The following is a 26803-nucleotide window of genomic DNA, read 5'->3' on the forward strand; positions in this document are numbered from 1 at the left end:
CCTCCTGCCGTATGCGATAACAATTACAAAAAGGGTCCAGTCATGAATGGCTATCCAGCGGCACTGAACCGTCAGGGTTCCTCCCGTTGCGCCTGCGCGTGCGCATCGTTCCTCTCGCCTGTGGCCAAGCCTGGCCGGCAGGTGACCCCATGAATACCGATCTCAAGCAACGTCTGGACAACGACCCGATGGGTCGCTTTCAGTGCCTGGCCATTGGTATTTGCATCATCCTCAACATGATCGATGGCTTCGACGTGCTGGTCATGGCCTTCACCGCCGCCTCGGTGTCTGCCGAGTGGAACCTGAACGGGGCGCAGGTGGGGCTTCTGCTCAGTGCCGGCTTGTTCGGTATGGCGGCCGGGTCATTGTTCATCGCGCCGTGGGCTGATCGCTTTGGCCGACGACCGCTGATCCTGCTGTGCCTGGCGCTGTCCGGTATCGGCATGCTGCTCTCGGCACTGAGCCAGAGCCCGTTGCAACTGGCGCTGCTGCGTGGCCTGACCGGGCTGGGCATCGGTGGCATCCTGGCGAGCAGCAATGTGATTGCCAGTGAATACGCCAGCAAACGCTGGCGCGGCTTGGCGGTGAGCCTGCAGTCCACTGGCTATGCGCTGGGTGCGACCCTGGGCGGTTTGCTGGCGGTATGGCTACTGGGGCATTGGGGCTGGCGCTCGGTATTTCTGTTTGGCGGCATCGTCACCGTACTGGTGATCCCGCTGGTACTGCTGTGGTTGCCAGAGTCGCTGGACTTTCTGCTGGCACGCCGGCCGGCCAATGCTCTGGTCCGGGTCAACCGGCTGGCTGTGCGCCTCGGCCAGCCGGCATTGGCGCAACTGCCGGCTGTTGCCGCAAGGGCAGAAGGTGTCAGCAGCGGTTTCAAGCAGCTGCTGACACCGGACATGCGCCGCACCACGCTGGTGATCTGGTTGCTGTTCTTCCTGGTCATGTTCGGCTTCTATTTCGTCATGAGCTGGACGCCGAAACTGTTGGTGGCCGCCGGCTTGTCGGCCCAGCAAGGCATCACCGGCGGGGTGCTGTTGAGCGTGGGCGGCATCCTTGGCGCGGCGCTGATCGGCGGCCTGGCTTCGCGCTGGCCACTGACCCGCGTGCTGGCGTTGTTCATGCTCATCACTGCGGCGCTGCTGGTGCTGTTCGTGGCCAATGGTGCCTCGGTCACTGCGGCGCTGGCGTTGGGCCTGCTGATCGGGCTGTTTTCCAACGGCTGCGTGGCTGGGCTGTATGCCTTGTCGCCGGTGGTCTATGACGCGTCGGTACGCGCCACCGGCGTGGGTTGGGGGATCGGCATCGGCCGCATGGGCGCGATCCTGTCGCCGACCGTGGCTGGCGTGCTGCTCGATGGTGGCTGGCAACCCCTGCATCTGTACGGCGTGTTCGCCAGCGTGTTCGTGCTTGCCGCGGGTTGCCTGCTGCTGTTGCGCCCAACGACCAAGCCTGCGTCCGCCTTGCCTGCTGATGCACTGAGTCACTGAGTGCAACCCGGCCTTGCCGGGTATCTGAATGCAACTTACTGCTCCGGGTCATGCTGGCCTGGGGCGGTCTGCTGCGCCTATTGAACGTGGAGAACAATAATAATGATGGACACAACTTGCACGCTGGCCCGTTCGGTCCTGGCAGTTTCGCTGGCGTTTGGCCTTGGTTTGCCGGCCTGGGCGCAAGAGGGGGGCTTCTTTGAAGATGCCAAGGGTGGGCTGACACTGCGCAACTACTACTTCAACCGTGATTTCCGTGACCCAGGGGCGGCCAAGGGCAAGGTTGAAGAATGGGCCCAGGGTTTCATCTTCAAGTTCAGCTCTGGCTACACGCCGGGGCTGATCGGTTTTGGCCTGGACGGTATCGCCATGTTCGGCGTGAAGCTGGACAGCGGCCGCGGTACCAGCGGCTCTGAACTGCTGCCGGTGCACGATGACGGGCGTGCGGCCGACGACTACGGCAGGGCGGGGCTGGCGGCGAAGCTGCGTATTTCCTCGACCGAGCTGAAGGTGGGGGAGTTGTTGCCGGATATTCCACTACTGCGTTACGACGATGGCCGCCTGCTGCCGCAGACCTTCCGTGGCGCCATGCTCGACTCGCGCGAAATCGAAGGCCTGAGCCTGCAGGCCGGCCAGTACCGCGAGGTGAGCTTGCGCAACTCTTCGGACATGCAGGACCTATCTGCCTGGGCCGCGCCCGGGGTCACTTCGGACGGCTTCAACTACGCCGGCGCCGAGTACCGCTTCAACCAGCAGCGCACACTGATCGGCGCCTGGCACTCGCAGTTGGAGGACATCTACCAGCAAAGCTACTTCAACCTGCTGCACAGTCAGCGGGTAGGGGAGTGGACGTTGGGGGCCAACCTTGGCTACTTCATCGACCGGGATGACGGGCAGGCGCGCATCGGCGACATCCAGAGCCGCACCGGCTACGCCTTGTTGTCAGCTTCGCACAGTGGCCACACGCTGTACCTGGGGTTGCAGAAGGTCAGTGGCGACAGTCAGTGGATGTCGGTCTACGGCAGCAGTGGGCGAACCCTGGGCAACGACATGTTCAACGGCAACTTCAGCAATGCTGACGAGCGTTCGTGGCAAGTGCGTTATGACTACAACTTTGCCGCGCTTGGTGTGCCAGGGCTGCTGGCCATGGTGCGGTACGGGCATGGCGAGAACGCCACCACGGCGGCGGGCAGCAATGGCAAGGAGTGGGAGCGCGATACCGAGGTGAACTACACCTTCCAGAGTGGGTTATTGAAGAACCTCAACATCCGGCTGAACAACGCGACCAACCGGCGCAGCTTCAACAGCGACTTCGACCAGACGCGACTGATCGTCAGCTACCCGCTGACCCTGTAGGAGCGGGTTCACCCGCGGACACCGGCGCAGCCAGTGCCATGCCCCGCGTTGCCTGCTTCGCGGGTAAACCCGCTCCTACATTTACAGCGCATGTCTTGCGCCAGGTTGGCTTCTTGGCGCGCCCCCCCGTAGGAGCGGGTTCACCCGCGAACACCGGCGTAGCCGGTGCCATGTTCCGCGTCGCCTGCTTCGCGGGTAAACCCGCTCCTACACAGGCCTGCTGCAACCCCTCGGCTTGCGCTAAGATGCCCGTTCATGTCTTTGGAAGTCGCCTGGATGAGCAAACCCGGTCAGATGGTGCTGGTTGCGTTGCGCAAGATGATCGCTTCGGGCGAGCTGGCGGCCGGCGAGCGCTTGATGGAAGTCCCAACCGCCGAACTGTTCGGCGTTTCACGCATGCCGGTGCGCATGGCATTTCGCACCCTCGAACAGGAAGGCCTGCTGGTGCGCTTTGGTGGCCGGGGGTTTCAGGTGCGCTCGGTCAGCGCCGATGACATCGCGGGTGCGGTCGAGGTGCGCGGTGTGCTGGAGGGGTTGGCGGCGCGTCAGGCTGCAGAACGTGGCTTGTCGGTGCAAGCACGCGCTGCGCTGCAACAGTGCCTGGTCGACGGCGATCAGCTGTTCGACAAGGGCTTTGTGAGCGAAGACGACTTGCAGGTCTATCATGACCTGAACATGCGCTTTCATCAGGTGATCATCGACGCCAGCCACAACCCGGCCATTGCCGTTGCCCTGGCGCGCAACGACCACCTGCCATTCGCCTCGGTCACCGCACTGGCGGTGGACCGCCATGATCTGGCTCGCGAGTACCGGCGCTTCAACTTCGCCCACATGCAGCACCACGCCGTGTTCGACGCCCTGGTCAACCGCCAGGGTGCCCGCGCCGAAGCGATCATGCGCGAGCACGCCAATGCCACCTTGCGCTATGCCGAAACCTTTGGCGGGGCTGCGGCGGACGCGGGCATGAAAGTCATCCTGCCCTCGTCGTAAGCCGGGTCAGATGTCCAGCACCAGCAGCGGCGTCTTCGAGCGCGAGCAGCAGGGCGTGAACTGATCATTCAGGGCCTGTTCCTCTTCGGTGAGAAACAGGTCGCGATGGTCCGGTGTACCCTGCAGCACGCGTGTCAGGCAGGTGCCGCAAATACCCTGCTCGCACGACATGGCGATCTCGATACCGTTCTCTTCCAGCACCTGCACCACGGTCCGGTCGGCTGGCACCTCGAACACCTGTCCCGTGCTGCCCACCTGCACCGAGAAACTGCCATCGTTGCTGGCATCCACCGGTGCTGCGGCGAAGTACTCGCGATGGAGGTTGGCCTCCTGCCAGCCCAACCCCTTCGCGCTGTCCAGCACATGCTGCATGAACCCGGCCGGTCCGCATACATACAGGTGCACATCATCTTGCGGGTTGCCCAGCACCTGGGCGATGTCCAGCGCCGTTTCCGGCTGCTCGTCAAAATGCACGAACAGCCGATCAGCGAACGGCGCGCTGCGAATCCGCTCGACAAACGCCGCACGCTCGCTGGAGCGGGCACAGTAGTGCAGCTCGAAGGCCTGGCCGCTGTGGGACAGCTGCTCGGCCATGCACAGGATCGGGGTAATGCCGATGCCGCCGGCAAACAGCACACTGCGCTGCGCCCCCTCGGCCAGCGGGAACAGGTTGCGCGGCGCACTGATACGCAACCGGGCACCGGCCTGCACCTGCTCGTGCAGGCTACGTGAGCCGCCCCGCGAAGCCGGGTCGTTGAGCACGCCTATCAGATAGCGATGGCGTTCTTCGGGGTGGTTGCACAGCGAATACTGGCGCACCAGCCCGTCGGGCAGGTGCACGTCGATATGGGCGCCGGCGCTGAACGCCGGCAGCAGGCTGCCATCTGCCGCTGCCAGCTCGAAGCTGCAGATACCCTGGGCTTCATCGTTACGGGAGACCACTACGGCATCGATCATGTCGGCTGTTCCTCAGGCAGGGGTGGCGCTGGTGGCGATCAGTTGCGGCTGCGGCGCACGCTCTCTGGCGATGATCCGCTCCAGCACTTTGCGTGACTGCACGCCGCCGGCATCGATGTTCAGCTTCAGCAAGTTGCGCTCGGGGTAGGCCAGCAGGTTCTGCTGCTGGCGTTCGAGCATTTCCAGGTCTTCGCTGAAAATCTTGCCCTGGCCCTCACGAATGTTGTCGGTCAGAGTCTGGTCGTGCGCAGCGAAATTGCGCGCCATGCCCCAGAAGTACCAGATAGAGGTATCGCTCTCAGGGGTGATGAAGTCGACCACAATGCTCGACGCCTTGTGCTGTGCCTCGGCGTGGTAGCCGCCCTTGCCGGCATGCGCTACACCCACTTCGATCAGCACATGGCTAGGTGGGGTGAAACGGCAGATCTGCCAGCGGTCCACCGGCACATCGTCGGCCAGGCCGTTGCCACGCAAGGCCATGCGCCAGAACGGCGGTGCCATGATGTTTTCCATGTGCCGGGCGGTGACCACTTCGTCGCCGGTGACGGTGGTGACCGGCGGTGCCTCGTCGATCTCCTTCTGGCCGATGCTGGAGGCGTGCACATAGGTTTCATGGGTGAGGTCCATGAGGTTGTCGATCATCAGGCGGTAGTCGCAACCAATGTGGAACAGCCCGCCGCCGTAGGCCCACTCATCATTCACCGCCCATTCCAGATGCGGAATCAGCGCCGGGTCGGCCAGCGCCTGGTCGCCGGGCCAGACCCAGATGAAGCCATAGCGCTCGACCGCCGCAAAGGTCTTGTTGCAGGGGAAGCCACGCACCCGTTGGCCCGGCATCGACACGGTCTTGCCGTCGCAACCCATCACCAGGCCGTGGTAGCCGCACACCAGGTTGCCGTCCTCGACATAGCCCAACGACAACGGTGCGCCGCGGTGCGGGCAGAAGTCCTCGACGGCGGCTACTTGGTTCTCTCGGGCGCGGTAGAAAACGATTTTTTCCCCGCAGATCTGCCGGCCCAGGGGTTTGGTGGCGATTTCGTCGGGGGTGCAGGCGACGTACCAGGTGTTTTTAGGGTACATGGGAGGCTCTCCGGGTTTTGTTTTTATTTAATGGATCCATTAAGGCTGCGATGGGCGTGCTAGGTCAACGAATTTTGCTTGGGTAATGCGAATTCTGTGCGATTATCGGTTCTTAGTGGATCCATTATTGGAGGGACCCTGCGATCAGAGGGGGCGGCTGCAGCAGCACGTCGTTTGAACAGGAGGGCACCGGCGAGATCGATCAATGCGGCCGGTGCAGGAGCAGCCTTGGCCGAACCTGCTATGCCTAAAGGGACACCCAACCCATCAAGGCCACTCGATGCTAGCCATCGAACATCTCTACAAATCATTCCCCACCCCCCAAGGCCCGCTCCCCATTTTGCAGGGGGTGGACATGCGCCTGGCGCGGGGCAGCAGCCTGGCGCTGATGGGCGAGTCGGGCAGCGGCAAGAGTACTTTGCTGCACCTGGTGGCTGGCCTGGACCGAGCGGACAGTGGCCGTATTCTGATCGACGACGTTCCGCTCGATGGCCGTTCGGAAGCGTCGCTGGCGCAGTGGCGGCGGGAGGGGATCGGCCTGGTGTTTCAGCAGTACAACCTGATCAGCAGCCTGGACGTGGGCCTGAACCTCACTTTCCAGGCCCGCCTCGCCGGGCGGCATGACCCGCATTGGGCGGCTTACCTGGCGCAGCGTCTTGGCCTGGCGGACCTGCTCGGGCGTTACCCGGAACAACTGTCTGGCGGCCAGCAGCAGCGCGTCGCCATCGGCCGTGCGCTTGCCGGGCGCCCGGCCTGGCTGTTGGCTGACGAACCGACCGGCAGCCTCGATGAAGCCAGCAGTGACGAGGTGCTGAGTTTGTTGCTGCAGTTGGTCGCCGAAGCCGGCAGCGGCGTACTGATGGTGACCCACAGCCCGCGGCTGGCGGCGCGTTTGCAGCACCGGTGCTACCTGCAGGCCGGCCGTGTTCGGCCCGAGCAGGGTTGATGAAGCTTTTGTCGCTGGCCCTGTTGGCGCTGCTCAGCCACTGGCGGCGCCATCGTGTGCAGTGCTTCAGCATCTTCACTGGCCTGTGGCTGGCCACGGCGTTGTGGACCGGCGTGCAGGCGTTGAACAGCCAGGCACGCAGCGACTATGCCCGGGCCAGCGCGGTATTGACCGGGCCGTTGCAGGCGCAACTGATCGCGCGCAATGGCGAGCGCTTTGATCAGGCGTTGTACGTGCAACTGCGCAGGCTGGGCTGGGCTGTTTCGCCGGTGCTGGAAGGGCGCTTGCGCTTGCCGGGCGAGCCCGCACGCAGTGTGCGCCTGATCGGCATCGAGCCGTTGAGCCTGCCGCCTGCCAGCAGCGTTGCCGGAGTGCAGGTGCAGGCATTCGACCTGCAAGCGTTCGTCGGCTCGCCCGGGCAAGCCTGGGTTGGGCCAGACACCTTGCGTCAACTGAACACAAGCCCCGGGTCGCCGACCCGCGACAGTGAAGGGCAGTTGCTGCCGCCTATGGTTTTGCAGCCTGCGTTGGCACCCGGGGTCATCGTGGTGGACATCGGCCACGCGCAGACGTTGCTGAACGCACCGGGGCAGTTGTCTCGTCTGCTGCTGGCCGATACGCCCGGGCCGTTGCCTGCAGATATCGCCCGCTACCTTGAACTGCAGCCGCGGCAGGACGATGGTGGCTTGCAGCGCCTGACCGACAGTTTCCACCTCAACCTGACCGCGCTCGGCCTGCTGGCGTTCGTCGTCGGCCTGTTCATTGCCCACGCCGCAATCGGTCTGGCGCTGGAGCAGCGCCGTGGGCTGATCCGCAACCTGCGCGCGTGCGGCGTCAGCCTGAAGACCCTGCTGGGTGCCCTGGTGCTGGAGCTGGGCCTGTTCGCGGCACTGGGTGGGCTGGCCGGGGTGGCCAGTGGTTACGCATTGGCCGCGTGGCTGCTGCCCGACGTGGCCGCCAGCCTGCGTGGCCTGTATGGCGCCCAGGTCGCCGGCACGTTGAGCCTGCCGGCGGGCTGGTGGCTGCTGGGTGTGCTGGTGAGTGTCCTCGGGGCATTGCTGGCCGGCATGGAGAGTGTAATGCGCGCTGCCCGGTTGCCTTTGCTGGCGCTGGCGCAACCCCAGGCCTGGCGACTGGCGCAGGGGCCATGGTTGCAACGGCAGGCTTTGCTAGCGGGCCTGCTGCTGTTGCTGGCCTTGGGCTGTGGTGTCTTCGGGGCTGGCTTGCTTAGCGCGTTCGGTATGCTGGCAGGGTTGCTGCTGGCGGCGGCACTGCTGTTGCCGGCGTTGCTCGATCGGGTACTGGCCTGGCTGGCGCGTCGTTGCCACCGGCCATTGGCGCAATGGTTCGTGGCTGACAGCCGCCAGCAGTTGCCAGCGCTGAGCCTGGCGTTGGTCGCCCTTTTGCTGGCCCTGGCTGCCAGTGTTGGCGTGGGCAGCATGACCGAGGGTTTTCGCAAGACGTTTGTCGGTTGGCTTGACCTGCGTCTCTCCGCCGACCTGTATGTCACCCCGCGGGACACGGCCCAAGGCTTGCAGATAGTCGAGTGGCTCAAGCAGCAGCCCGGGGCCAGCGTGGTCCTGCCCGGCTGGCGCGCAGACATGCATCTGCAAGGTTGGCCGGTGCAAGTGCAGGGCATTGTCGATCACCCTGCCTATCGTACGCGCTGGCCATTGCTGGAACAGCATTCGCGCGCCTGGCAGCAACTGGCCAGCGGACAAGCCGTAATGCTCAGTGAGCAGTTGGCCAGGCGATTGAACCTGCAACTGGGTGACAGCCTGAAGCTGCCCGCAGGCATGCCAGCCTTGCCCGTGGTGGGGATCTATGCCGATTACGGCAACCCCAAGGGGCATGTACTGGTCAATGCCGACTGGTTGCGCGCCCACTGGCCACAGGCAACCCTGGCCGGCTTGAGTGTCGACCTGAGCGCTGAAGGGGTGGCATCGCTCAAGGCCGCGCTGCAACGGCACTTTGCCCTGGATGACAGCCGGGTGGTCGAGCAGGCGCGCCTGAAACGCTGGTCGACCGACGTGTTCAACCGCACCTTTGCCGCCACCGCAGCCCTCAACAGCCTTACCCTTGGCGTGGCCGGTGTGGCGTTGTTCATCAACCTGCTGACCCTGGGTCAGGCGCGGCTGGGCCAGTTGGCACCGCTGTGGGCGCTGGGGGTGCGGCGCATGCAACTGGTCTGGTTGAGCCTGGGGCAGACACTCATGCTCAGCAGCTTCACCGTGCTGCTGGCAATTCCGCTTGGGCTGCTGCTGGCCTGGTGCCTGGTCGCGGTGGTGAACGTGCAGGCCTTCGGCTGGCGGTTACCGCTCTATGTGTTCCCCATGCAACTGCTGCAGTTGACCGTGCTGGGCATGCTCACCAGCCTGCTGGCCTGCGTCTGGCCGCTGTGGCAGCTGGCGCGCCGCCAGCCGCGTGAACTGTTGAGGCCGTTGTCCGATGAAGCTTAATGCGTGGCTGTTGCTGAGTGGTTTGTTGTGCGGCTGTGATCAGCCTGCACCGCAGAGCTATGCCGGGCTCGGGCAGCAGGCTGGCGAGTTCAGCCAGGTGACCCGCGATCATCGTCTGGTCTTCCCGCATGACCACGGCCCCCACGACGGCTTTCGTATCGAGTGGTGGTATGTCACCGCAAACCTCGAGGACGCCCAGGGCCGTGACTGGGGCGCCCAGTGGACACTGTTCCGCTCGGCCTTGCGCCCCGGTCCGGAGACCAGCGGCTGGAACAGCCCGAACCTGTGGATGGGGCATGCAGCACTGACCGGGCCGGGTGGCCATCAGGCTGCTGAAACCCTGGCGCGGGGGGGGATCGGCCAGGCCGGCGTGCAGGCCCAGCCGTTTCGCGCATGGATCAATGACTGGGTGTTGCAGGGCCAGGGCGGTATTGAACAGCTACAGATGGGCGCAAGTGGCGATGGTTTTCGCTATGACCTGCAGTTGCACAGCGATCTTCCCTTGGTGCTGCATGGTGAGCAGGGCTACAGCGAAAAATCAGGTAAGGGCCAGGCTTCGTACTATTACAGCCAGCCTTTCTACCGCGTACAGGGGCACGTCCAGCGTGGCAGCCTGTGCATCGCGGTGACCGGGCGGGCCTGGCTGGACCGGGAATGGAGCAGCCAGCCGTTGGCCCCCGGGCAGACCGGCTGGGACTGGTTCTCCCTGCACCTGGACAGTGGCGCCAAGCTGATGCTGTTCCAGGTACGGGAGGCCCACGGGGAACCTTATCGCGCCGGGACCTGGGTCGGGCCACAGGGTGAGGTGGTGGCGCTGGACGCAGCACAGATCCAGCTGCAGGCGCTGGCCTGGTCTGCGCAGAAAAACGGCAAGCAGGTGCCGACGCGCTGGCGGGTGCAAGTGCCGGAGCATGGGGTGGATGTGCAGGTCGATGCCGTGGAGCCGCAGGCATGGATGCAGACACGGTTCCCGTATTGGGAAGGGCCGGTACGCTTGAACGGGAGTGCGGGCGGGCGCGGGTATCTGGAGATGACCGGGTACTAGTGCAACAACATTTGAGCAAGACAGTTGTTCCCATAAAGACCGCGCCCGACCCTTCAATCCTTGATAAGCCCTCGCAGCACTGCCCGCGCTTCTTCAGTGCGCAAGCACTCGATGAACAACTGGCTTTCCCGCGCCACCGTGGCCTCCAGCTCCGCCCGCTGGCTGTCCTTGAGCAGCCGCTTGCTGATCCGCAGCGCCGCTTGCGGGTAGCCTTGCAGCTGCCGCGCCAGCGTGCGGGCAGCTTCCAGGCACTGTTCGCCGTTTTCATGCAGCTCATTGGCCAGCCCCCAGGCCACCATCTGTTCGCCATCGAGCAATGCGTTGGCCAGCAGCAAGCGTGCCGCCCGGGCCTGGCCAAGCACACGAGGCAGCAGCAGGCTGGAACCAAACTCCGGGCACACACCCAACGGCGCGAAAGGCATGCGCAGCTTGGTCGAACGGCTGACCAGTACCTGGTCGCAATGCAGCAACAGGGTGGCCCCGATGCCGATCGCCGCACCACTGACCGCTGCGATCAGCGGCTTGTCCAGGCCCATGATCACCCGCATCAGGCGGAACACCGGGCTGTCCAGGTCGCTGGGCGGGTTGTCGAGGAAGTCGCGAAGGTCGTTGCCAGCGCTGAAGCAGTGCGGCCCACCGGTGATGATGATGGCATCGACAGCGGGGTCTTCATCTGCCGCCAGCAATAGGTCGCCCAGCAGCTGGTACATGGCAGTGTTCAGGGCATTGAGCTTGTCGGGGCGGTTGAAGGCCAGGGTCAGCAGGCCTTGGTCCAGCTCGCGTGTGATCAGGTCGTTCATGGCAGCCGCTTTTGTTGTTGTGAGGGGGCCCTGCCGGGCAGTGGCGCTTAGGGTTTATCACGCAGTCCGGCTTGTTGTACAGTCGTTCAGTCCAGCCCCTAACCAGAGACCCACCGATGACTCAGGAAGCCCGCTACCACCGCATGCTGCCGGAATTGCGCAAAGCCAACCTGGTCGAGGCGACCCTGGTGTGCCTCAAACGCCATGGTTTCCAGGGGGCTTCGATCCGCAAGATTTCGGCCGAGGCCGGGGTCTCGGTCGGGCTGATCAGCCACCATTACGCGGGCAAGGACGAACTGGTGGCAGAGGCTTACATGGCCGTCACCGGTCGGGTGATGAGCCTGTTGCGCGAGGCCATGGCCCAAGCTGCGCCCAATGCCCGCGAGCGGTTGTCGGCGTTCTTCCGTGCCTCGTTCTGCGCCGAGCTGCTCGACCCGCAATTGCTCGATGCCTGGCTGGCTTTCTGGGGGGCGGTGAAGACCGCCGACGCGATCAACCAGGTGCACGACCACTCCTACGGCGAGTACCGCAACGAACTTGGCCAGCTACTGGCCAGGCTGGCCGAGGAGGAGGGCTGGCAGGGCTTCGATGCCGACCTGGCGGCCATCAGCCTGAGCGCCTTGCTTGATGGCCTGTGGCTGGAGTCGGGCCTGAACCCCGGCACCTTCACCCCCGAGCAGGGCGTGATCATCTGCGAGGCCTGGGTCGACGGCCTGCAGGCCGGTGGCCGGAGGCGCTTCAGCCTGTCCGAGGGCTGTTGATCACCTGTTCAGTAACGAGTACGCTGCTGTCGCGAGTGTGTAGAACAACACCAATAAAAAAGAGACAACACGCAATGACGCCTCGGGTATTGATCGTCGATGACGATCCGCTTATTCGTGACTTGCTGCAGGCCTACCTGTCCCGGGAGGGCTACGACGTACACTGCGCCGACACCGCGGAAAGGGCCGAAGCCCTGCTCGCCAGCCAGGATGTCGACCTGGTGCTGCTGGACATCCGCCTGCCCGGCAAGGACGGCCTCACCCTGACCCGCGAACTGCGGGTGCGCTCGGAGGTTGGCATCATCCTCGTCACCGGGCGCAATGACGACATCGATCGCATCGTTGGCCTGGAATGCGGCGCAGATGACTACGTGATCAAACCGCTCAACCCCCGCGAGCTGGTGTCCCGGGCGAAAAACCTGATCCGCCGCGTGCGCCATGCCCGCGAGGCGCACCCCGCCCCGGCCTGCCCGCAGTCGCTGAAGCAGTTCGCCGACTGGGCACTGGATACCGACCGCCGGCGCCTGATCGACGCCTGTGGCGGGCAAACCCTGCTGACCCACGGTGAGTTCCAGTTGCTCAGCGTGTTCCTGCGCAACAGCGGCCACACCCTCAGCCGCGACCAGTTGATGGACCAGATTCGCAACCGCGAGTGGGTGCCCAACGACCGCTCCATCGACGTGCTGGTCGGCCGCCTGCGGCGCAAGCTGCATGACGACCCGGCCGAACCGCAGTTGATCATCACCATTCACGGCACCGGCTACCTGTTCACCGCCAGCGTGGCAGCATGATTCCTCGCGCCTGGCGGTTGGCGCTGGCCTTGACGTTGCCCACCCTGCACGCCAGTGCCAGTGAGCCGGTGCGCTACTGTGACTATCCGGTGTACCCGCCCATTTCCTGGAGCGACGGCCACCAGGTGCGCGGCCTGGCCCCCACCGTGGTGCGCGAACTGTTCGCGCGCATGGGCTACGAGGTGCAAACCGTGGTGCTGGGCAACTGGAAGCGCTGCCTGATGGACGCCGCCGCCGGGCGGGTGGACGTGGTCCTGGCCTACAACAGCGACCAGCGTGACCAGCGCATGCGTTTTTCCACGGAGCCGGTGTTGCGCGAGGAAGTGGCCGTGTTCTACAACCGCAAGCGACCGGTGCAATTCCAGCAGCTGGAGGACCTGGCGGGTTACCGCGGCGGCCTGCTGTACGGTGAAAGCTATGGCGCCGAATTTGATTGCTTCGTCGCCCGTCACCAGAACATCGAGCGGGTGTCGTCCAGCCAGCAGAACTTCGGCAAGCTGATCCGCGGGCGCATTGACTATGTGATTCAGGAGCGGCGCACCGGCCAACTGTTCATCGAGCACCTGCTCGGCGCGCAGGACATCCGCGTATTGCCCACGGCACTGAGCGTCGACTACCTGCGGGTGGCGGTATCGCGACAGTCACCCTTGAGCCAGCACATGGGTGAAATCGACGCGCAGTTGCAGCGGATGAACCAAGCGGGCGAGATCGCGCGTTGGCTGGAGCAAAGTGAAGTCACTTACCGCGACATGATCAACCTGCCGGCGGATGCACGATGATCCGCCTGCGCACAGATGGCCTGCTGCGCCGCCTGCTGCTGTTCATCCTGCTGTTCAGCTTGTGCTTCACGGTGCTGGCCAGCGGCGTGCAGCTTTACTTCGAGTACCGTCGCGAAATGCGGGATATAGAGGCACGCATGGCGTTGATCCGCGCCGGCTACCTGGCCAGCCTGGAGCGCAGCCTGTGGGACCTCGACGAGGCGCAGCTGGATGTTCAGTTGCGCGGCCTGGTGGACTTCTCCGATGTGGCGCGGGTGCGTCTGGTCAGTGAGGATTTCCCATTGTTACGCGGTGAGCCCGAGCCCCAAGGGCCGCTGCGCATCGAGCGCTTCCCCCTCGACTATCAGCCGCCCTCAGGGCCGGTCAGGCACCTGGGTGAACTGGAAGTCAGCATCGACCTTGGCGCGGTACACCGGCGGCTTTACGCCACGGGCCTTGCCAGCCTGTTGTGGATGGGCGTGTTTCTGTGCGGCCTGGCAGTGGCGCTGTCAGGGCTGTTCTACCGCCTGGTCACCCGCCACCTGCAAGTGATGGCCGAGTTCGCCCGCCGCATTGGCGCCGGCCAGTGGCAGGAGCCGTTGCGCCTTGGCCGCCGCCGATCATCGCGCCCCGACGAAATCGACACTGTGGCCAATGCCTTGGACGATATGCGTCGCGCCATCCTCAGCGATATCGAGCGCCGTGAGCGCGACCGCCTGGAACTGCAGGGTAAACGCGACGAATTGCAGGCCATGGTCGAGCGGCGTACAGCCAGCCTGGCTCGTGCCAAGGACGAGGCCGAGGCTGCCAACCTGGCCAAGTCGCGCTTTTTGGCGACGATGAGCCATGAATTGCGCACGCCGCTCAACGGTATTCTGGGCATGGCCGAACTGCTGCGCGGCGGGCGCCTGGAGGTCGCCGACCGCCAGCGTGTCGAGGCCTTGTACAAGGCTGGCGAAGGGCTGTTGGCGATTCTCAACGAAGTGCTGTATTTCGCCCGGCTCGAAGAAGGCGAGAGCCGCGCCGAACGGGTGGTGTTTTCCTTGCGTCAGTTGTGCCAGGAGGTGCTGGCGTTGCTCGAACCCATGGCCATGGAGAATGCCGACACCCTGCAACTGCAGGTCGATGAGCAACTGGCCGCGTACCAGTACGGCGCAGAGCAGTACCTGCGACAGGTGCTGAGCAATCTGCTGGCCAACGCCATCAAGTTCACTGAGCACGGCCAGGTACAGCTGACGGTACAGGTGCTTGCCAATAACGAGTGCTCGCAGCGCTTGCGGCTGTCGGTCCGTGACAACGGTATCGGCATCGAACCCGCCGTTCAGGCGAAGATCTTCGACCGTTTCGTCCAGGCCAGCGAAGCTGTGACCCAGCGCTATGGCGGCACTGGCCTGGGCCTGGCGATCTGCAAGCACCTGGTGGAAAAACTGGGCGGTAGCATCGGCCTTGAGAGCGTTCAAGGGCAGGGCAGCTGCTTTTGGTTCGAGCTCGACATGGCTCGCGGGCAGCCTGTCTCAGCGGGGTCACCAGCTCCTTCGCCCTTGCCCAGCCTGGATATCCTGGTGGTCGAAGACGTTGCCCTGAACCGTGAGGTTGCCGGTGGCCTGCTGCTGCGCGACGGTCACCGGGTAAGCTTTGCCGAAGACGCCAGCCAAGCCCTGCAGGCATGCGCGCAGCGGCGCTTCGACCTGGTTCTGCTGGACGTGCACTTGCCGGGCATGAGCGGGGTGGCGTTGTGCCGACAGCTGCGTACCTCGCCTGGGCCGAACCGCCACAGTCGGATCCTGGCGCTGACGGCCGGCGTGCAACCGGGCCAGGTAGCGGGTTATCTGGACGCTGGCATGCAGGGCGTACTGGCCAAGCCTTTGCGGCTGGACAACCTGCGCAAAGCGTTGGCTGACGTAGCACCCGGTGAAGTGGCCAGCGCTGGCGCAGACATGGACTGGTCATTGCTCGACACCCACCGTTCACTGCTGGGGGAGCAGAAGTTGCAAGGCCTGCTGAAGGTCCTGCGCCAGTCACTGCAGCAGTACGCCACGGCGCTGGCCGAGGCGCTGCCAGCCCAGGACTTCACCGAAGTGCTGCACCTGGCCCACCGCCTGGCTGGCAGTTGCGATTCCCTGGGGTTTACCGGGCTGGCGACGGTGTTGCGTGGTCTGGAGGCGGCGGCCCGGCAGCATGACGTACAGGCCATGCAAGCCCTCGGTGAGCCGTTGGCTACCCAGCTAGGTCAGGCCAGTGCCACGCTGGAACAGTTGATTCAGAGCTGACGTACAAAAAGCTTACGACTTTTTACATCTTCGATCCGTTCGTACAACGGCGCCTTACATCCGTTTCCAATAATCCATGGCAACCGTGTTGCACACGGTCCATGAGGCTTATTGGAGACAAGAATAATGACATGCCGTAGCGCTCAGCCCCTCATTCGAACCCTCCCACGCACCGGCCGCAATGGCGAGGTGTGCCATGACTGACAGCGTTGAAAAAATCCAGCTCACCCGCGCCCTGAAAAGCCGGCACATCTTCATGCTGTCGCTGGGTGGGGTTATTGGAACCGGCCTGTTCATGGGCTCGGGCGTAACCATCAATCAGGGCGGGCCGGTGGGCGCGATCCTGGCTTACCTGGTCGCGGGCTTGCTGATGTACCTGGTGATGGTCTGCCTCGGCGAGCTGTCGGTGCAGATGCCAGTGTCCGGTTCGTTCCAGGCCCACGCCACCAAATACATTGGCCCGGCCACCGGGTTCATGATCGGCTGGGTGTACTGGATGAGCTGGGCCACCACCGTAGGCCTGGAGTTCACCGCTGCCGGCATGTTGATGACCCGCTGGTTCCCGGAGGTGCCGATCTGGTACTGGTCGGCGCTGTTCGTGGTGGTGCTGTTCGGGCTCAACGCCCTGGCCACGCGTGCCTTTGGCGAGGCCGAGTACTGGTTCTCGGGCATCAAGGTGGCAACCATCCTCGGCTTCATCGTCATTGGCCTGCTGGTGATTTTCGGTGCCATCCCCCTGAGCAGCGGGGCACCCGCACCGATGCTGAACAACCTGGTGGGCGAGTCGCTGTTCCCCCATGGCCTGTCGGCAGTGTTCGCGGTGATGATGACCGTGGTCTACGCCTTCCAGGGATGCGAAATCATGGGGGTGGCGGCTGGCGAGACCGAGCACCCGGAAAAGAGCATCCCGCGGGCGGTGCGCAATGTGGTGTTCCGCGTGCTGATCTTCTATGTGCTGGCGATTGCCGTGCTGTCGGCGATTGTGCCGCACGAGCAGGCCGGGCTGATGGAAAGCCCGTTCGTGCAGGTGTTCGACATGGTCGGCATCCCTTACGCCGCCGACTTGATGAACTTCGTCATCCTCACGGCCATCCTCTCGGTGGGCAACTCCGGGTTGTATGCCTCCACGCGCATCCTCTGGGCCATGTCCAAGACTGGCATGGCACCGAAAAGCCTGTCGCCGCTGAGCAAGCGTGGCGTGCCGCTGCGGGCGCTGAGCATCACCCTGTGCTTTGCGCTGATCTCGCTGATGACCAGCTTCGTCGCGGCTGACACGCTGTTCATGGTGCTGATGGCGGTGAGCGGCATGTCCGGCACCGTGACCTGGATCGTCATCGCCCTGGCGCAGTACCGTTTCCGCAAGGCATGGCTGCGTGACGGCGGGCAACTGCAGGACCTGAAGTACAAGGCGCCGCTGTACCCCCTGGTGCCGCTGCTGTGCATCACCCTGTGCAGTTCGCTGTTCGTGTTCCTGGCGCTGGATGAAACCCAGCGGCCGTCGCTGTACTGGGGCTTTGGCTTCATTGCCCTGTGCTATGCGGCGTACTTCTTCGTCAACCGCCGCCGGCAGGGGGCCTTCGAGCCCAGCGCACCAGGGGTTTGACACCGCAGCTCGTCGTCGGCAGGTGTTGGTCGCTGCATTTTCAGCGCCTGTGAGGTCGAGCGCCGCCTGTGCGGTGCGCGATCTCACAGGCCATAAAGCCGTCAGGACGAACGCCCTTGTGTAACGCCAGACACCGAGTTGTGCGAAGTTGTAACAGCCCATCCCGCCTTGCTGAACACTCGTTTAGTATCTCCCTCGTCAAGCCCTCCAACACCATCACAACAACACCGAGGCCCCCCATGACCACCCCGTCGTCGTCACTGTTGAGCAAGGTCGAAGCCGGCGTTGCCTGGATCACCCTCAACCGCCCCGAGCAGCGCAACGCGCTGGACATTCCCACCCTCAAGCAACTGCACGCCTTGCTCGACAGCCATGCCGACGACCCCGCCGTACGCGTGGTGGTGCTGACCGGCAGCGGCCGCAGCTTCTGCGCTGGCGCCGACCTGGCCGAATGGGCAGCCGCCGAAGCGGCGGGCACCCTGGAAAGCTACGGCTGGACCGAAACTGCCCATGCCCTGATGTTGCGCCTGCACAGCCTCGACAAACCCACCATCGCCGCCATCAACGGCACCGCCGTGGGCGGTGGCATGGACCTCAGCCTGTGCTGCGACCTGCGCATCGCCGCCGCCTCGGCGCGCTTCAAGGCCGGCTACACCAGCATGGCCTACAGCCCCGATGCCGGCGCCAGCTGGCACCTGCCACGGCTGATCGGCAGCGAGCAGGCCAAGCGCCTGCTGTTCCTGGACGAATTGTGGGGCGCCGATCGCGCCCTGGCCGCCGGGTTGGTCAGCGAAGTCTGCGCCGACGAGCAGTTGCCTGCCGTTGCCGCCGAACTGGCCGGGCGCCTGGCCAATGGCCCGACCTTCGCCTATGCGCAGACCAAGCGGCTGATACGCGACGGTGCCCGGCGCACGCTGGCTGAACAGCTGGAAGCCGAGCGCCACGCCGGCCTGCTGTGTGGCCGCAGCCAGGATGGCGCCGAGGCCCTGCAAGCTTCGGTGGAACGTCGCGCCCCCCGTTTTACCGGCCAGTAATCCGATACCCGACCCTCATCAGGACCTTCGCAGATGAATTTCCAACTGACCCAAGAACAAGAAATGTTGGTGGAAGCGGTACGCAGCTTTGTTGCCAAAGAACTGTTGCCCCATGAGGAAGCGGTGGACCGCGCCGACGCCGTGTCACCCGAACTGGCCGCGCAGATCCGTGGCAAGGCCATCGCTGCCGGGTTCTATGCCTTCAACATGCCCGAGGAAGTGGGAGGGGGCGGCCTGGACTACCTGTCCCAGGCGCTGATCGAACGTGAGCTGTCCAAGGTGTCCTGGGCGCTGCATGTCTTCGTTGCACGGCCGTCGAAAATCCTCATGGCCTGCAAGGACGAGCAGATCAACGACTACCTGTTGCCGTGCGTGCAGGGCGAGAAGATCGACTGCTTCGCCCTCACCGAACCGGGCGCCGGCTCTGATGCCAATGCCATCAAGACCCGCGCCGTACGTCAGGGCGATGACTTTGTCATCAACGGTAGCAAGCACTTCATCAGCCACGCAGGCCACGCCGATTTCGCCATCGTCTTCGCTGTCACCGACACCTACGAGCACAACGGGCGCAAGCGCAATGCGGTCACCGCCTTGCTGGTCGACCGGGGTACGCCGGGCATGACCATCCGCCGTGGTCCCAAGTGCGTGAGCAACCGTGGTTATCACACCTACGAGCTGTTTTTCGACGACTGCCGGGTGCCGGCCAGCAAGGTACTGGGCGAAGTCGGCAAGGGCTGGGAAGTGGCCAACGCCTGGCTTACCGCCGGTCGGGTGATGGTCGCCGCCAACTGCGTGGGCCAGGCCCAGCGCGCCCTCGACCTGTCGCTGCAATGGGCCGCCGACCGCAAGCAGTTCGGCCAGCCCATCGGCAGCTATCAGGGGGTGTCGTTCAAGCTGGCCGACATGGCCACGCAGATCCGCGCGGCCGAGATGCTCACCCTGCACACCGCCTGGAAGATGGACCAGGGCAACATGACCGACGGTGAGGCCGGCATGGCCAAGCTGTTTGCAAGCGAGGTGCTGGGCAAGGTCGCCGACCAAGCCGTGCAGATCTTCGGTGGCATGGGCCTGATGGATGAAGGGCCAGTTGAGCGCATCTGGCGCAACGCGCGTATCGAGCGCATCTGGGAGGGCACTTCGGAAATCCAGCGGCATATCATCGCCCGCGAACTGCTGCGCCCGCTGCTGCGCTGAGCGCCAGGAGAACACCCATGTCGCAATCGATTCGTGACAACCTCAAGCGCCTGCTGGCGCCCCGACACCTGGCCTTCGTCGGCGGGCGCAGCATGGCGCGGGCGCTCAAGCGCTGCGCCGAAGGTGGCTTTGCCGGTGAGCTGTGGCTGGTCAACCCGCAGCATGAAAGCCTCGAAGGCATCCCCTGCGTGGCCCGGGTGGTCGACTTGCCCTACGCCCCGGACGCGGTGTTCATCGCCACCAACCGTGAGCTGACCCTGCAGTGCGTTGCCGAGCTGGCTGCACGTGGCGCCGGTGGCGCCATCTGCTACGCCTCGGGCTTTGCCGAAAGCGGCGAGGAGGGCTGCCAGTTGCAGCAACGCCTGCTCGACGTCGCCGGCAACATGGCCTTGCTCGGCCCTAACTGCTATGGCCTGCTCGACTACCTGCACGGTGCCGCCCTGTGGCCGGTGGCGCATGGTGGCCAGCAAGTGGAGAAGGGGGTGGCGATCCTCACGCAAAGTGGCAACTTCGCCTACAACCTGTCCATGAGCGACCGCTCCCTGCCGGTGGCCTACATGGCCTCGGTCGGCAACCAGGCGCAACTGGGTGTGGCCGAGCTGATGGACGTGCTGCTCGACGACCCACGGGTAACGGCCATCGGGCTGCACCTGGAAGGCTTGAAGAACGTGCCGGGCTTTGCACGCGCCGCCTACAAGGCATTGCAGCAGGGTACGCCGATCATTGCCCTTAAGACTGGCGTTTCGCAGATCGGCGCTGAACTGGCGCTCAGCCACACCAGCTCGTTGTCCGGCTCCGATGCGTTGTACGACAGCCTGTTCCAGCGCCTGGGCGTAATCCGCGTCAGCGGCCCGGTGAGCTTTGTCGAAACGCTCAAGGCCGCAGCCTGCGGACGCTTGCCGGCAGATGGCGAGCTGATTGCGCTGGCCTGCTCAGGCGGCGATGCCGGCCTGATTGCCGACTATGCCGAACGCAACCAGTTGCAACTGCCGAAGCTCGCGCAAGGGCAGGTGGCGGCACTGGCCGAGGTGTTGCCGGGCTATGCCAACCTGGTCAACCCACTGGACTTCACCACGGCCATCTGGGGCGATGAAGCCGCCCTGCAACGCATGCTCGACAGCACCCTGAGCGGCGCCGCGGGCGCGGCGATGCTGGTGCTGGACTACCCGGCGGCGTTCACCGGCGAGCGCAAGGAATGCGACCTGCTGCTGGGGCTGTACTGCGATGCCGTTGAACGCCACGGCAAGATCGGCTTCGTCACCTCGGCTTTCCCGGAACTGTTGCCTGCCAGTACGCGTGAGCGCCTGCATGCGCGGGGTATCGCTGCCCTGCAGGGCGTGGAAGACGGCCTGGCGGCCTGGGGCCGTATCGTCGCTTACCAAAGGAACCGCCAGCGGTTGCTGGACCAGGGCGAGGCTGCGCGGGTACCGCTGTGCCCGCAGGCCCTCACGGGCGAAAGCCGACTGTTGGACGAATGGCAATCCAAGCAGGCCCTGCGCGCCTTCGGTCTGCCCGTGCCTGCGGGCGTGCTGAGTACGCCCGAACGCGCCGTGGCAGACGCTGCCCGCGTCGGTTACCCCTTGGTACTGAAGGCGGTCAGCGCGCAGCTGCCGCACAAGACCGAAGCTGGCGCTGTGGCGTTGAACCTGCGCGATGCCCGTGCCCTGGAAGCTGCACTGGTGCAGATGCGCCAGTGCATCGCTGACTACGCCCCGCAGGTTGCGTTTGATCAGGTGCTGCTCGAGCCCATGGCCGAGCCGCCCTTGGCCGAGCTCATAGTGGGCATCAAGCGTGAACACGACTTTGCCCTGGCCTTGGTGATCGGTGCCGGCGGCGTGCTGGTCGAACTGCTCAAGGACAGTGTCAGCCTGTTGCTGCCCACTACCGACAGCGCCATCCGGGCAGCGCTGCTGAGCCTGCGCAGTGCCAGCCTGCTGCAAGGCTTCCGTGGCCGTCCGGCCGCCAACCTCGATGCCTTGGTCTCGGCCATCCGCGCAGTCGCCGATTACGCCTGCGAAAACGCCGGGCATTTGCTGGAGCTGGATGTGAACCCATTGATGGTCGGTGCCGACGGCACCACCGCGGTCGACGCGCTGATCCGCCTCGGCCAGACGCAAGGAGAACGACATGAATGACCTTACCCTGACGGCCGGCCAGGCCCTGGTGCGGTTGTTGGCCAACTACGGCGTTGAGACCGTGTTCGGCATCCCCGGCGTGCACACCCTGGAGCTTTACCGTGGCCTGCCGGGCAGCGGCATTCGCCATGTATTGACCCGCCACGAGCAAGGCGCCGGCTTCATGGCCGACGGTTACGCGCGGGTCAGTGGCAAGCCCGGAGTGTGCTTCGTCATTACCGGCCCAGGCGTAACCAACGTCGCCACCCCCATCGGCCAAGCCTATGCCGACTCGGTGCCGATGCTGGTGATCTCCAGCGTCAACCACACCGCCAGCCTGGGCAAGGGCTGGGGCTGCCTGCACGAAACCCAGGACCAGCGCGCCATGACTGCGCCGATCACCGCGTTCTCGGCCGTGGCGTTGCGCGGCGATGACCTGCCCGAGCTGATCGCCCGCGCCTGGGCCGTGTTCGACAGCGAACGACCGCGCCCGGTGCATATTTCGGTGCCCCTGGACGTGCTGGCGGCACCGGTCAGCCGGGACTGGAGCGGTGAGGTGGTACGCCGTCCCGGGCGTGGCCAGCCGCGCCGCGAAACCCTCGAGCAGGCTGCCCTGAAGCTTGCCGCCGCCCAGCGGCCGATGATCATTGCCGGGGGGGGCGCGTTGCACGCGGCTGAGCAGTTGCAGCAACTTAGTACACGGCTGGCAGCGCCTCTGTTCACCAGCGTGGCCGGCAAGGGCTTGCTGCCGCCAGACGCGCCACTCAATGCCGGCGCCAGCCTGTGCGTCGAACCCGGCTGGCAGTTGATCAGCCAGGCTGATGTGGTGCTTGCTGTAGGCACCGAAATGGCCGACACCGACTTCTGGCGCGAACGTCTGCCGATCCGCGGCGAGCTGCTGCGCGTCGACATCGACCCGCGCAAGTTCAACGATTTCTACCCCTGTGCCATTGCCCTGCAGGGCGATGCCCGGCAAACCGTGGACGGTTTGCTCGAACACCTGCCCGCACTTCAGCGTGACCCGGCCCAGGCCAGCGCGGCGGTGGCCACCCTGCGCCAGGCCATCCGCAATGGGCATGCCCCGTTGCAGGCCACGCACCAGGCCATTCTGGACCGTATCGCCGCCGTACTGCCCGACGATGCCTTCATCAGCAGCGACATGACCCAGCTGGCCTATACCGGCAACTACGCCTTCTCCAGCCGGGCACCACGTAGCTGGCTGCACCCCACCGGCTACGGCACCCTCGGCTACGGCCTGCCGGCTGGCATCGGTGGTATGTTCGCCAGCGACCACCGCCCCGGCCTGGTACTTGTGGGTGATGGCGGCTTCCTGTACACCGCCCAGGAACTGGCAACTGCCGTCGAGGAGCTGCACCGGCCGCTGGTGGTGTTGCTTTGGAACAATGACGCCCTCGGCCAGATCCGCGACGATATGCTCGGTCTGGATATCGAGCCGGTCGGCGTGCTGCCGCGCAACCCGGATTTCATCGGCCTGGCCCGCGCCTTCGGCTGCACCGTGCACCAGCCACGCGACCTGGACGCATTGCAGGCCGACCTGGCCAGCGGCTTCGCCACCCCCGGCGTGACGTTCATCGAACTCAAACACACCTGCGTCTGTTAAGGCGCGCACAACGACAAGAACACGAGTAACCACCATGCCCTTTCGCCGTACCCTTCTGGCTGCATCCCTGGCACTTCTGATCACCGGACAGGCCCCCCTGTATGCGGCCCCCCCGTTGTCGATGGACAACGGCACCAACACCCTGACCGTGCAGAACAGCAACGCCTGGGTTGAGGTCAGTGCCAGCGCTCTGCAACACAATATCCGCACCCTGCAGGCCGAGCTGGCCGGCAAGTCCAAGCTGTGCGCTGTGCTCAAGGCCGATGCCTATGGCCACGGTATCGGCCTGGTAATGCCATCGATCATCGCCCAGGGCGTGCCCTGCGTGGCGGTGGCCAGCAACGAGGAGGCCCGCGTGGTCCGCGCCAGTGGCTTCACCGGGCAACTGGTGCGGGTACGCCTGGCCAGCCTCAGCGAGCTGGAAGATGGCTTGCAGTACGACATGGAGGAGCTGGTGGGCAGCGCGGAATTCGCCCGCCAGGCCGATGCCATCGCCGCGCGCCATGGCAAGACCCTGCGCATTCACATGGCGCTCAACTCCAGCGGCATGAGCCGCAACGGGGTGGAGATGGCCACCTGGTCCGGCCGTGGCGAAGCGCTGCAGATCACCGACCAGAAGCACCTCAAGCTGGTCGCGCTGATGACCCACTTTGCCGTGGAGGACAAGGACGATGTCCGCAAGGGCCTGGCAGCCTTCAACGAGCAGACCGACTGGTTGATCAAGCACGCGAAGCTCGACCGCAGCAAGCTCACCCTGCACGCCGCCAACTCGTTCGCTACGCTGGAGGTGCCGGAAGCGCGCCTGGACATGGTGCGAACGGGGGGCGCGCTGTTCGGCGACACCGTGCCGGGGCGCACTGAGTACAAGCGTGCGATGCAGTTCAAATCGCATGTGGCGGCGGTGCACAGCTATCCGGCTGGCAACACCGTGGGCTATGACCGCACCTTCACCCTGGCCCGTGATTCGCGTCTGGCCAACATTACGGTCGGGTACTCCGATGGCTACCGCCGGGTATTCACCAACAAGGGCCATGTGCTGATCAACGGCCACCGTGTGCCGGTTGTGGGCAAGGTGTCGATGAACACGCTGATGGTCGATGTCACCGACTTCCCTGATGTGAAGGGGGGCAACGAAGTGGTGCTGTTTGGCAAGCAGGCCGGGGGCGAAATCACCCAGGCCGAGATGGAAGAAATCAACGGCGCGTTGCTCGCCGATTTGTACACCGTATGGGGCAGTTCCAACCCGAAGATGCTCGTCGACTGAAATTGCCATTGAAAGGAGATTGCCATGCGCTACGCCAAGCTCACCCAACGCATCGCCGGCGACGGCGCTGCGGCCTGGGACATCCACTACCGCGCCCTGGCGCTGCAGGCCGAGGGCAAGGACATCCTGCTGCTGTCGGTGGGGGACCCGGACTTCGACACTCCCGCGCCTATCGTCGAGGCGGCCATCGACAGCCTGCGCGCTGGCCATACTCATTACGCCGATGTACGCGGCAAGCTGGCGCTGCGCCAGGCCATCGCCAACCGTCACCGGCAGCGCAGTGGCCAGGCGGTGAGCGTCGACCAGGTGACCGTGCTGGCGGGTGCCCAGTGCGCGCTGTTCTGCGTAGCCCAGTGCATACTCGACCCAGGCGATGAGGTGATCGTTGCCGAACCGATGTATGTCACCTACGAGGCTGTGTTCGGTGCCTGCGGCGCCAAGGTGGTGCCGGTACCGGTCAAGCCCGAGAATGGCTTTCGCGTGTGCCCGCGTGACGTCGCCGAGCGCATTACCCCGCGCACCCGCGCGCTGGCCCTGAACAGCCCGCACAACCCTTCAGGGGCGAGCCTGCCGCGCGCCACCTGGGAGGCGTTGGCCGAACTGTGCGTTGCCCATGATCTGTGGCTGATCTCTGACGAGGTCTACAGCGAGCTGCTGTATGAAGGTGAGCATGTCAGCCCCGGCAGCCTGCCGGGCATGGCCGAGCGGACTGCAACGCTGAACAGCCTGTCCAAATCGCATGCCATGACCGGCTGGCGCATGGGGTGGGTGGTCGGCTCGACAGCACTGGCCACGCATCTGGAAAACCTCGCCCTGTGCATGCTCTACGGCTTGCCGGACTTCGTCCAGGATGCCGCCGTGGTGGCGCTGGAGCACCCGTTGCCCGAACTGGACGCCATGCGCGAAGCCTACCGCCAGCGGCGCGATCTGGTGTGCGAGCAGCTGGCCGGCTGCCCGGGTTTGAAGGCGTTGAAGCCCGATGGTGGCATGTTCGTGATGGTCGACATCCGTGAAACCGGCCATAGCGCCCAGGCTTTCGCCGACTACCTGTTGGATAGCCAAGGCGTGTCGGTGCTCGCCGGCGAGGCATTCGGCCCTAGCGCTGCCGGGCATATCCGCCTGGGCCTGGTGCTGGGCAACGAGGCGCTGGTCGATGCCTGCCAGCGCATTGCCCGCTGCGCCGGCGAACTGATGCGCGGGCAGACGGATGCGTGAACACACCGTCCAGCGTACGCGTCGCCCGGGCCAGGAGGACGGCGCGCGCTGCTGAACCACTGCGGCAAGATAACCTGTTTTGTGTGAGGAGAATGTTTGTGAATGTACTGATCGTCCACGCTCACCCCGAGCCGCAATCGTTCACGGCAGCCCTGCGTGACCAGGCTGTGGAAACCTTCCGCGCCCAAGGCCATCAGGTGCAGGTCAGTGACTTGTACGCCATGGGCTGGAACCCGGTGGCCAGTGCCGATGACTTTACCCAGCGCGAGAACCCCGAGTACCTCGTGTATGCGCTGGAGCAGCGTCAGGGCGTCAAGCGTGGCGCCATTGCCGCGGATATCCAGCAGGAGCTGGACAAGTTGTTGTGGGCCGACTTGCTGGTGCTGAACTTCCCGATCTTCTGGTTCTCGGCCCCGGCCATGCTCAAGGGCTGGATCGACCGGGTGCTGGTGTCGGGGGTGTGCTATGGCGGCAAGCGCTTCTACGACCAGGGCGGGTTGGCCGGCAAGAGGGCGCTGGTGACCGTGACCCTGGGCGGGCGAGAGCACATGTTTGGCGACGGCGCGATTCACGGGCCGCTGGAAGACATGCTGCGGCCGATCCTGCGGGGCACGCTGGCCTATGTCGGGTTCGAGGTGCTGCCGCCGTTCGTGGCGTGGCATGTGCCGTACATCAGTGCTGATGCGCGACAGGACTTTCTGCAGCAATACCGGCAGCGTCTGGAGCAGCTCTCGGACGACCAGCCACTGGTGTTCCCGCGCCTGGCGCAGTTCGATGAAGCGTTGTACCCGCTGACGTGACCTTTCTCCTGTACTGAACACTGGGGCCGCGTTGCGGCCCTTTCGCGACACAAGGCCGCTCCCAGGATTACCGTCAGCTTCGAAGGCTGCGCCGTCCTTGTGGGAGCAGCCTTGTGTCGCGAAAGGGCTGCAAACCTTCCAGCGCCACCTGCCAAAAAACGACCACCCACACATTCGGGGTATGTCACCCCTGGACCAATCCACCGATAGTGAACCCATCGGCTCGATCCGGAGCACTCACACGATGGAGTTGCC

21 protein-coding genes are annotated in these 26803 nt (G+C 64.8%); 18 read left to right on the forward strand and 3 right to left on the reverse strand.

Features of this window, described 5'->3' with window-relative positions; genetic code table 11:
• Positions 1 to 149: 149 nt before the first annotated feature.
• The 3 genes from ACF8FG_RS19680 to ACF8FG_RS19690 all read left to right on the forward strand — a co-directional run bounded on the left by ACF8FG_RS19680 (position 150) and on the right by ACF8FG_RS19690 (position 3836).
• Positions 150 to 1490 carry an MFS transporter gene (locus tag ACF8FG_RS19680; RefSeq protein WP_144180438.1) on the forward strand — a complete coding sequence of 447 codons (1341 nt, stop codon included), beginning with the start codon at positions 150 to 152 and terminating at the stop codon, positions 1488 to 1490.
• A 102-nt stretch (positions 1491 to 1592) separates the two neighbouring features.
• Positions 1593 to 2846: an OprD family porin gene (locus tag ACF8FG_RS19685; RefSeq protein ID WP_144180436.1), complete on the forward strand. Its 1254-nt coding sequence runs from the start codon at positions 1593 to 1595 to the stop codon at positions 2844 to 2846.
• Positions 2847 to 3122: 276 nt separating this feature from the next.
• Positions 3123 to 3836: a GntR family transcriptional regulator gene (locus ACF8FG_RS19690; protein ID WP_003256147.1), complete on the forward strand. Its 714-nt coding sequence runs from the start codon at positions 3123 to 3125 to the stop codon at positions 3834 to 3836.
• Positions 3837 to 3842: 6 nt separating this feature from the next.
• Here ACF8FG_RS19690 and ACF8FG_RS19695 read toward each other — a convergent pair whose 3' ends face one another.
• Together ACF8FG_RS19695 and ACF8FG_RS19700 are read right to left on the reverse strand one after the other, a co-directional pair.
• The gene (locus ACF8FG_RS19695) at positions 3843 to 4793 is read right to left on the reverse strand and encodes a PDR/VanB family oxidoreductase (protein WP_014590539.1); all 951 of its coding nucleotides are present in this window, start codon (positions 4791 to 4793) and stop codon (positions 3843 to 3845) included.
• 12 nt (positions 4794 to 4805) lie between these two features.
• Positions 4806 to 5873 (reverse strand): aromatic ring-hydroxylating dioxygenase subunit alpha, encoded by a 1068-nt coding sequence (locus ACF8FG_RS19700; RefSeq protein ID WP_019438345.1) that lies wholly within the window; start codon positions 5871 to 5873, stop codon positions 4806 to 4808.
• A gap of 280 nt (positions 5874 to 6153) precedes the next feature.
• Between ACF8FG_RS19700 and ACF8FG_RS19705 the strand changes: the two genes are divergently transcribed.
• From ACF8FG_RS19705 to ACF8FG_RS19715, 3 genes are read left to right on the forward strand one after another with little or no spacing between them, the layout of a single operon-like run.
• Positions 6154 to 6819, forward strand: a complete 666-nt coding sequence (locus ACF8FG_RS19705) for an ABC transporter ATP-binding protein (protein WP_041166917.1) — start codon at positions 6154 to 6156, stop codon at positions 6817 to 6819.
• Positions 6819 to 9278, forward strand: coding sequence for an FtsX-like permease family protein (locus ACF8FG_RS19710; RefSeq protein ID WP_318081872.1), 2460 nt, complete (start codon positions 6819 to 6821; stop codon positions 9276 to 9278). Before ACF8FG_RS19705 ends, ACF8FG_RS19710 begins: the two co-directional genes overlap by 1 nt.
• Positions 9268 to 10323 carry a lipocalin-like domain-containing protein gene (locus tag ACF8FG_RS19715; protein WP_076402913.1) on the forward strand — a complete coding sequence of 352 codons (1056 nt, stop codon included), beginning with the start codon at positions 9268 to 9270 and terminating at the stop codon, positions 10321 to 10323. Before ACF8FG_RS19710 ends, ACF8FG_RS19715 begins: the two co-directional genes overlap by 11 nt.
• A gap of 53 nt (positions 10324 to 10376) precedes the next feature.
• Here the strand turns inward: ACF8FG_RS19715 and ACF8FG_RS19720 are convergent, their stop codons facing one another.
• Complete coding sequence (locus ACF8FG_RS19720; protein WP_119713936.1) at positions 10377 to 11123, reverse strand: enoyl-CoA hydratase-related protein; 747 nt, start codon at positions 11121 to 11123, stop codon at positions 10377 to 10379.
• Between the two features lie 116 nt (positions 11124 to 11239).
• On the opposite strand from ACF8FG_RS19720, the gene ACF8FG_RS19725 reads away from it, so the two are divergent.
• The 12 genes from ACF8FG_RS19725 (at position 11240) to ACF8FG_RS19780 (ending at position 26548) form a co-directional block, all read left to right on the forward strand.
• Positions 11240 to 11884, forward strand: a complete 645-nt coding sequence (locus ACF8FG_RS19725; protein WP_119713935.1) for a TetR family transcriptional regulator C-terminal domain-containing protein — start codon at positions 11240 to 11242, stop codon at positions 11882 to 11884.
• Positions 11885 to 11958: 74 nt separating this feature from the next.
• Positions 11959 to 12675 (forward strand): response regulator, encoded by a 717-nt coding sequence (locus tag ACF8FG_RS19730; RefSeq protein ID WP_014590546.1) that lies wholly within the window; start codon positions 11959 to 11961, stop codon positions 12673 to 12675.
• Positions 12672 to 13454 carry an ABC transporter substrate-binding protein gene (locus ACF8FG_RS19735; RefSeq protein WP_076402914.1) on the forward strand — a complete coding sequence of 261 codons (783 nt, stop codon included), beginning with the start codon at positions 12672 to 12674 and terminating at the stop codon, positions 13452 to 13454. The genes ACF8FG_RS19730 and ACF8FG_RS19735 overlap by 4 nt, the downstream gene beginning before the upstream one ends.
• Positions 13451 to 15703: an ATP-binding protein gene (locus ACF8FG_RS19740; RefSeq protein ID WP_076402915.1), complete on the forward strand. Its 2253-nt coding sequence runs from the start codon at positions 13451 to 13453 to the stop codon at positions 15701 to 15703. Before ACF8FG_RS19735 ends, ACF8FG_RS19740 begins: the two co-directional genes overlap by 4 nt.
• 196 nt (positions 15704 to 15899) lie before the next feature.
• Positions 15900 to 17306: an amino acid permease gene (locus tag ACF8FG_RS19745; RefSeq protein WP_014590549.1), complete on the forward strand. Its 1407-nt coding sequence runs from the start codon at positions 15900 to 15902 to the stop codon at positions 17304 to 17306.
• Between the two features lie 239 nt (positions 17307 to 17545).
• Positions 17546 to 18340, forward strand: a complete 795-nt coding sequence (locus tag ACF8FG_RS19750; protein WP_014590550.1) for an enoyl-CoA hydratase/isomerase family protein — start codon at positions 17546 to 17548, stop codon at positions 18338 to 18340.
• Between the two features lie 33 nt (positions 18341 to 18373).
• On the forward strand, positions 18374 to 19534 hold the full coding sequence (locus tag ACF8FG_RS19755) for an acyl-CoA dehydrogenase family protein (RefSeq protein ID WP_014590551.1): 1161 nt from the start codon (positions 18374 to 18376) through the stop codon (positions 19532 to 19534).
• Between the two features lie 17 nt (positions 19535 to 19551).
• Positions 19552 to 21669, forward strand: a complete 2118-nt coding sequence (locus ACF8FG_RS19760) for an acetate--CoA ligase family protein (RefSeq protein WP_076402916.1) — start codon at positions 19552 to 19554, stop codon at positions 21667 to 21669.
• Positions 21662 to 23269 carry a 5-guanidino-2-oxopentanoate decarboxylase gene (locus ACF8FG_RS19765; protein WP_014590553.1) on the forward strand — a complete coding sequence of 536 codons (1608 nt, stop codon included), beginning with the start codon at positions 21662 to 21664 and terminating at the stop codon, positions 23267 to 23269. The genes ACF8FG_RS19760 and ACF8FG_RS19765 overlap by 8 nt, the downstream gene beginning before the upstream one ends.
• A gap of 34 nt (positions 23270 to 23303) precedes the next feature.
• The gene (gene alr, locus ACF8FG_RS19770; RefSeq protein WP_019438337.1) at positions 23304 to 24533 is read left to right on the forward strand and encodes an alanine racemase; all 1230 of its coding nucleotides are present in this window, start codon (positions 23304 to 23306) and stop codon (positions 24531 to 24533) included.
• A gap of 24 nt (positions 24534 to 24557) precedes the next feature.
• Positions 24558 to 25748: a pyridoxal phosphate-dependent aminotransferase gene (locus tag ACF8FG_RS19775; protein ID WP_014590555.1), complete on the forward strand. Its 1191-nt coding sequence runs from the start codon at positions 24558 to 24560 to the stop codon at positions 25746 to 25748.
• A gap of 98 nt (positions 25749 to 25846) precedes the next feature.
• Entirely contained in the window at positions 25847 to 26548 is a 702-nt protein-coding gene (locus tag ACF8FG_RS19780; protein WP_014590556.1) for an NAD(P)H-dependent oxidoreductase, read from the forward strand.
• Positions 26549 to 26803 lie beyond the last annotated feature (255 nt).

The organism is Pseudomonas sp. YQ_6, assembly GCF_043103245.1.
Lineage (GTDB): Bacteria > Pseudomonadota > Gammaproteobacteria > Pseudomonadales > Pseudomonadaceae > Aquipseudomonas > Aquipseudomonas alloputida.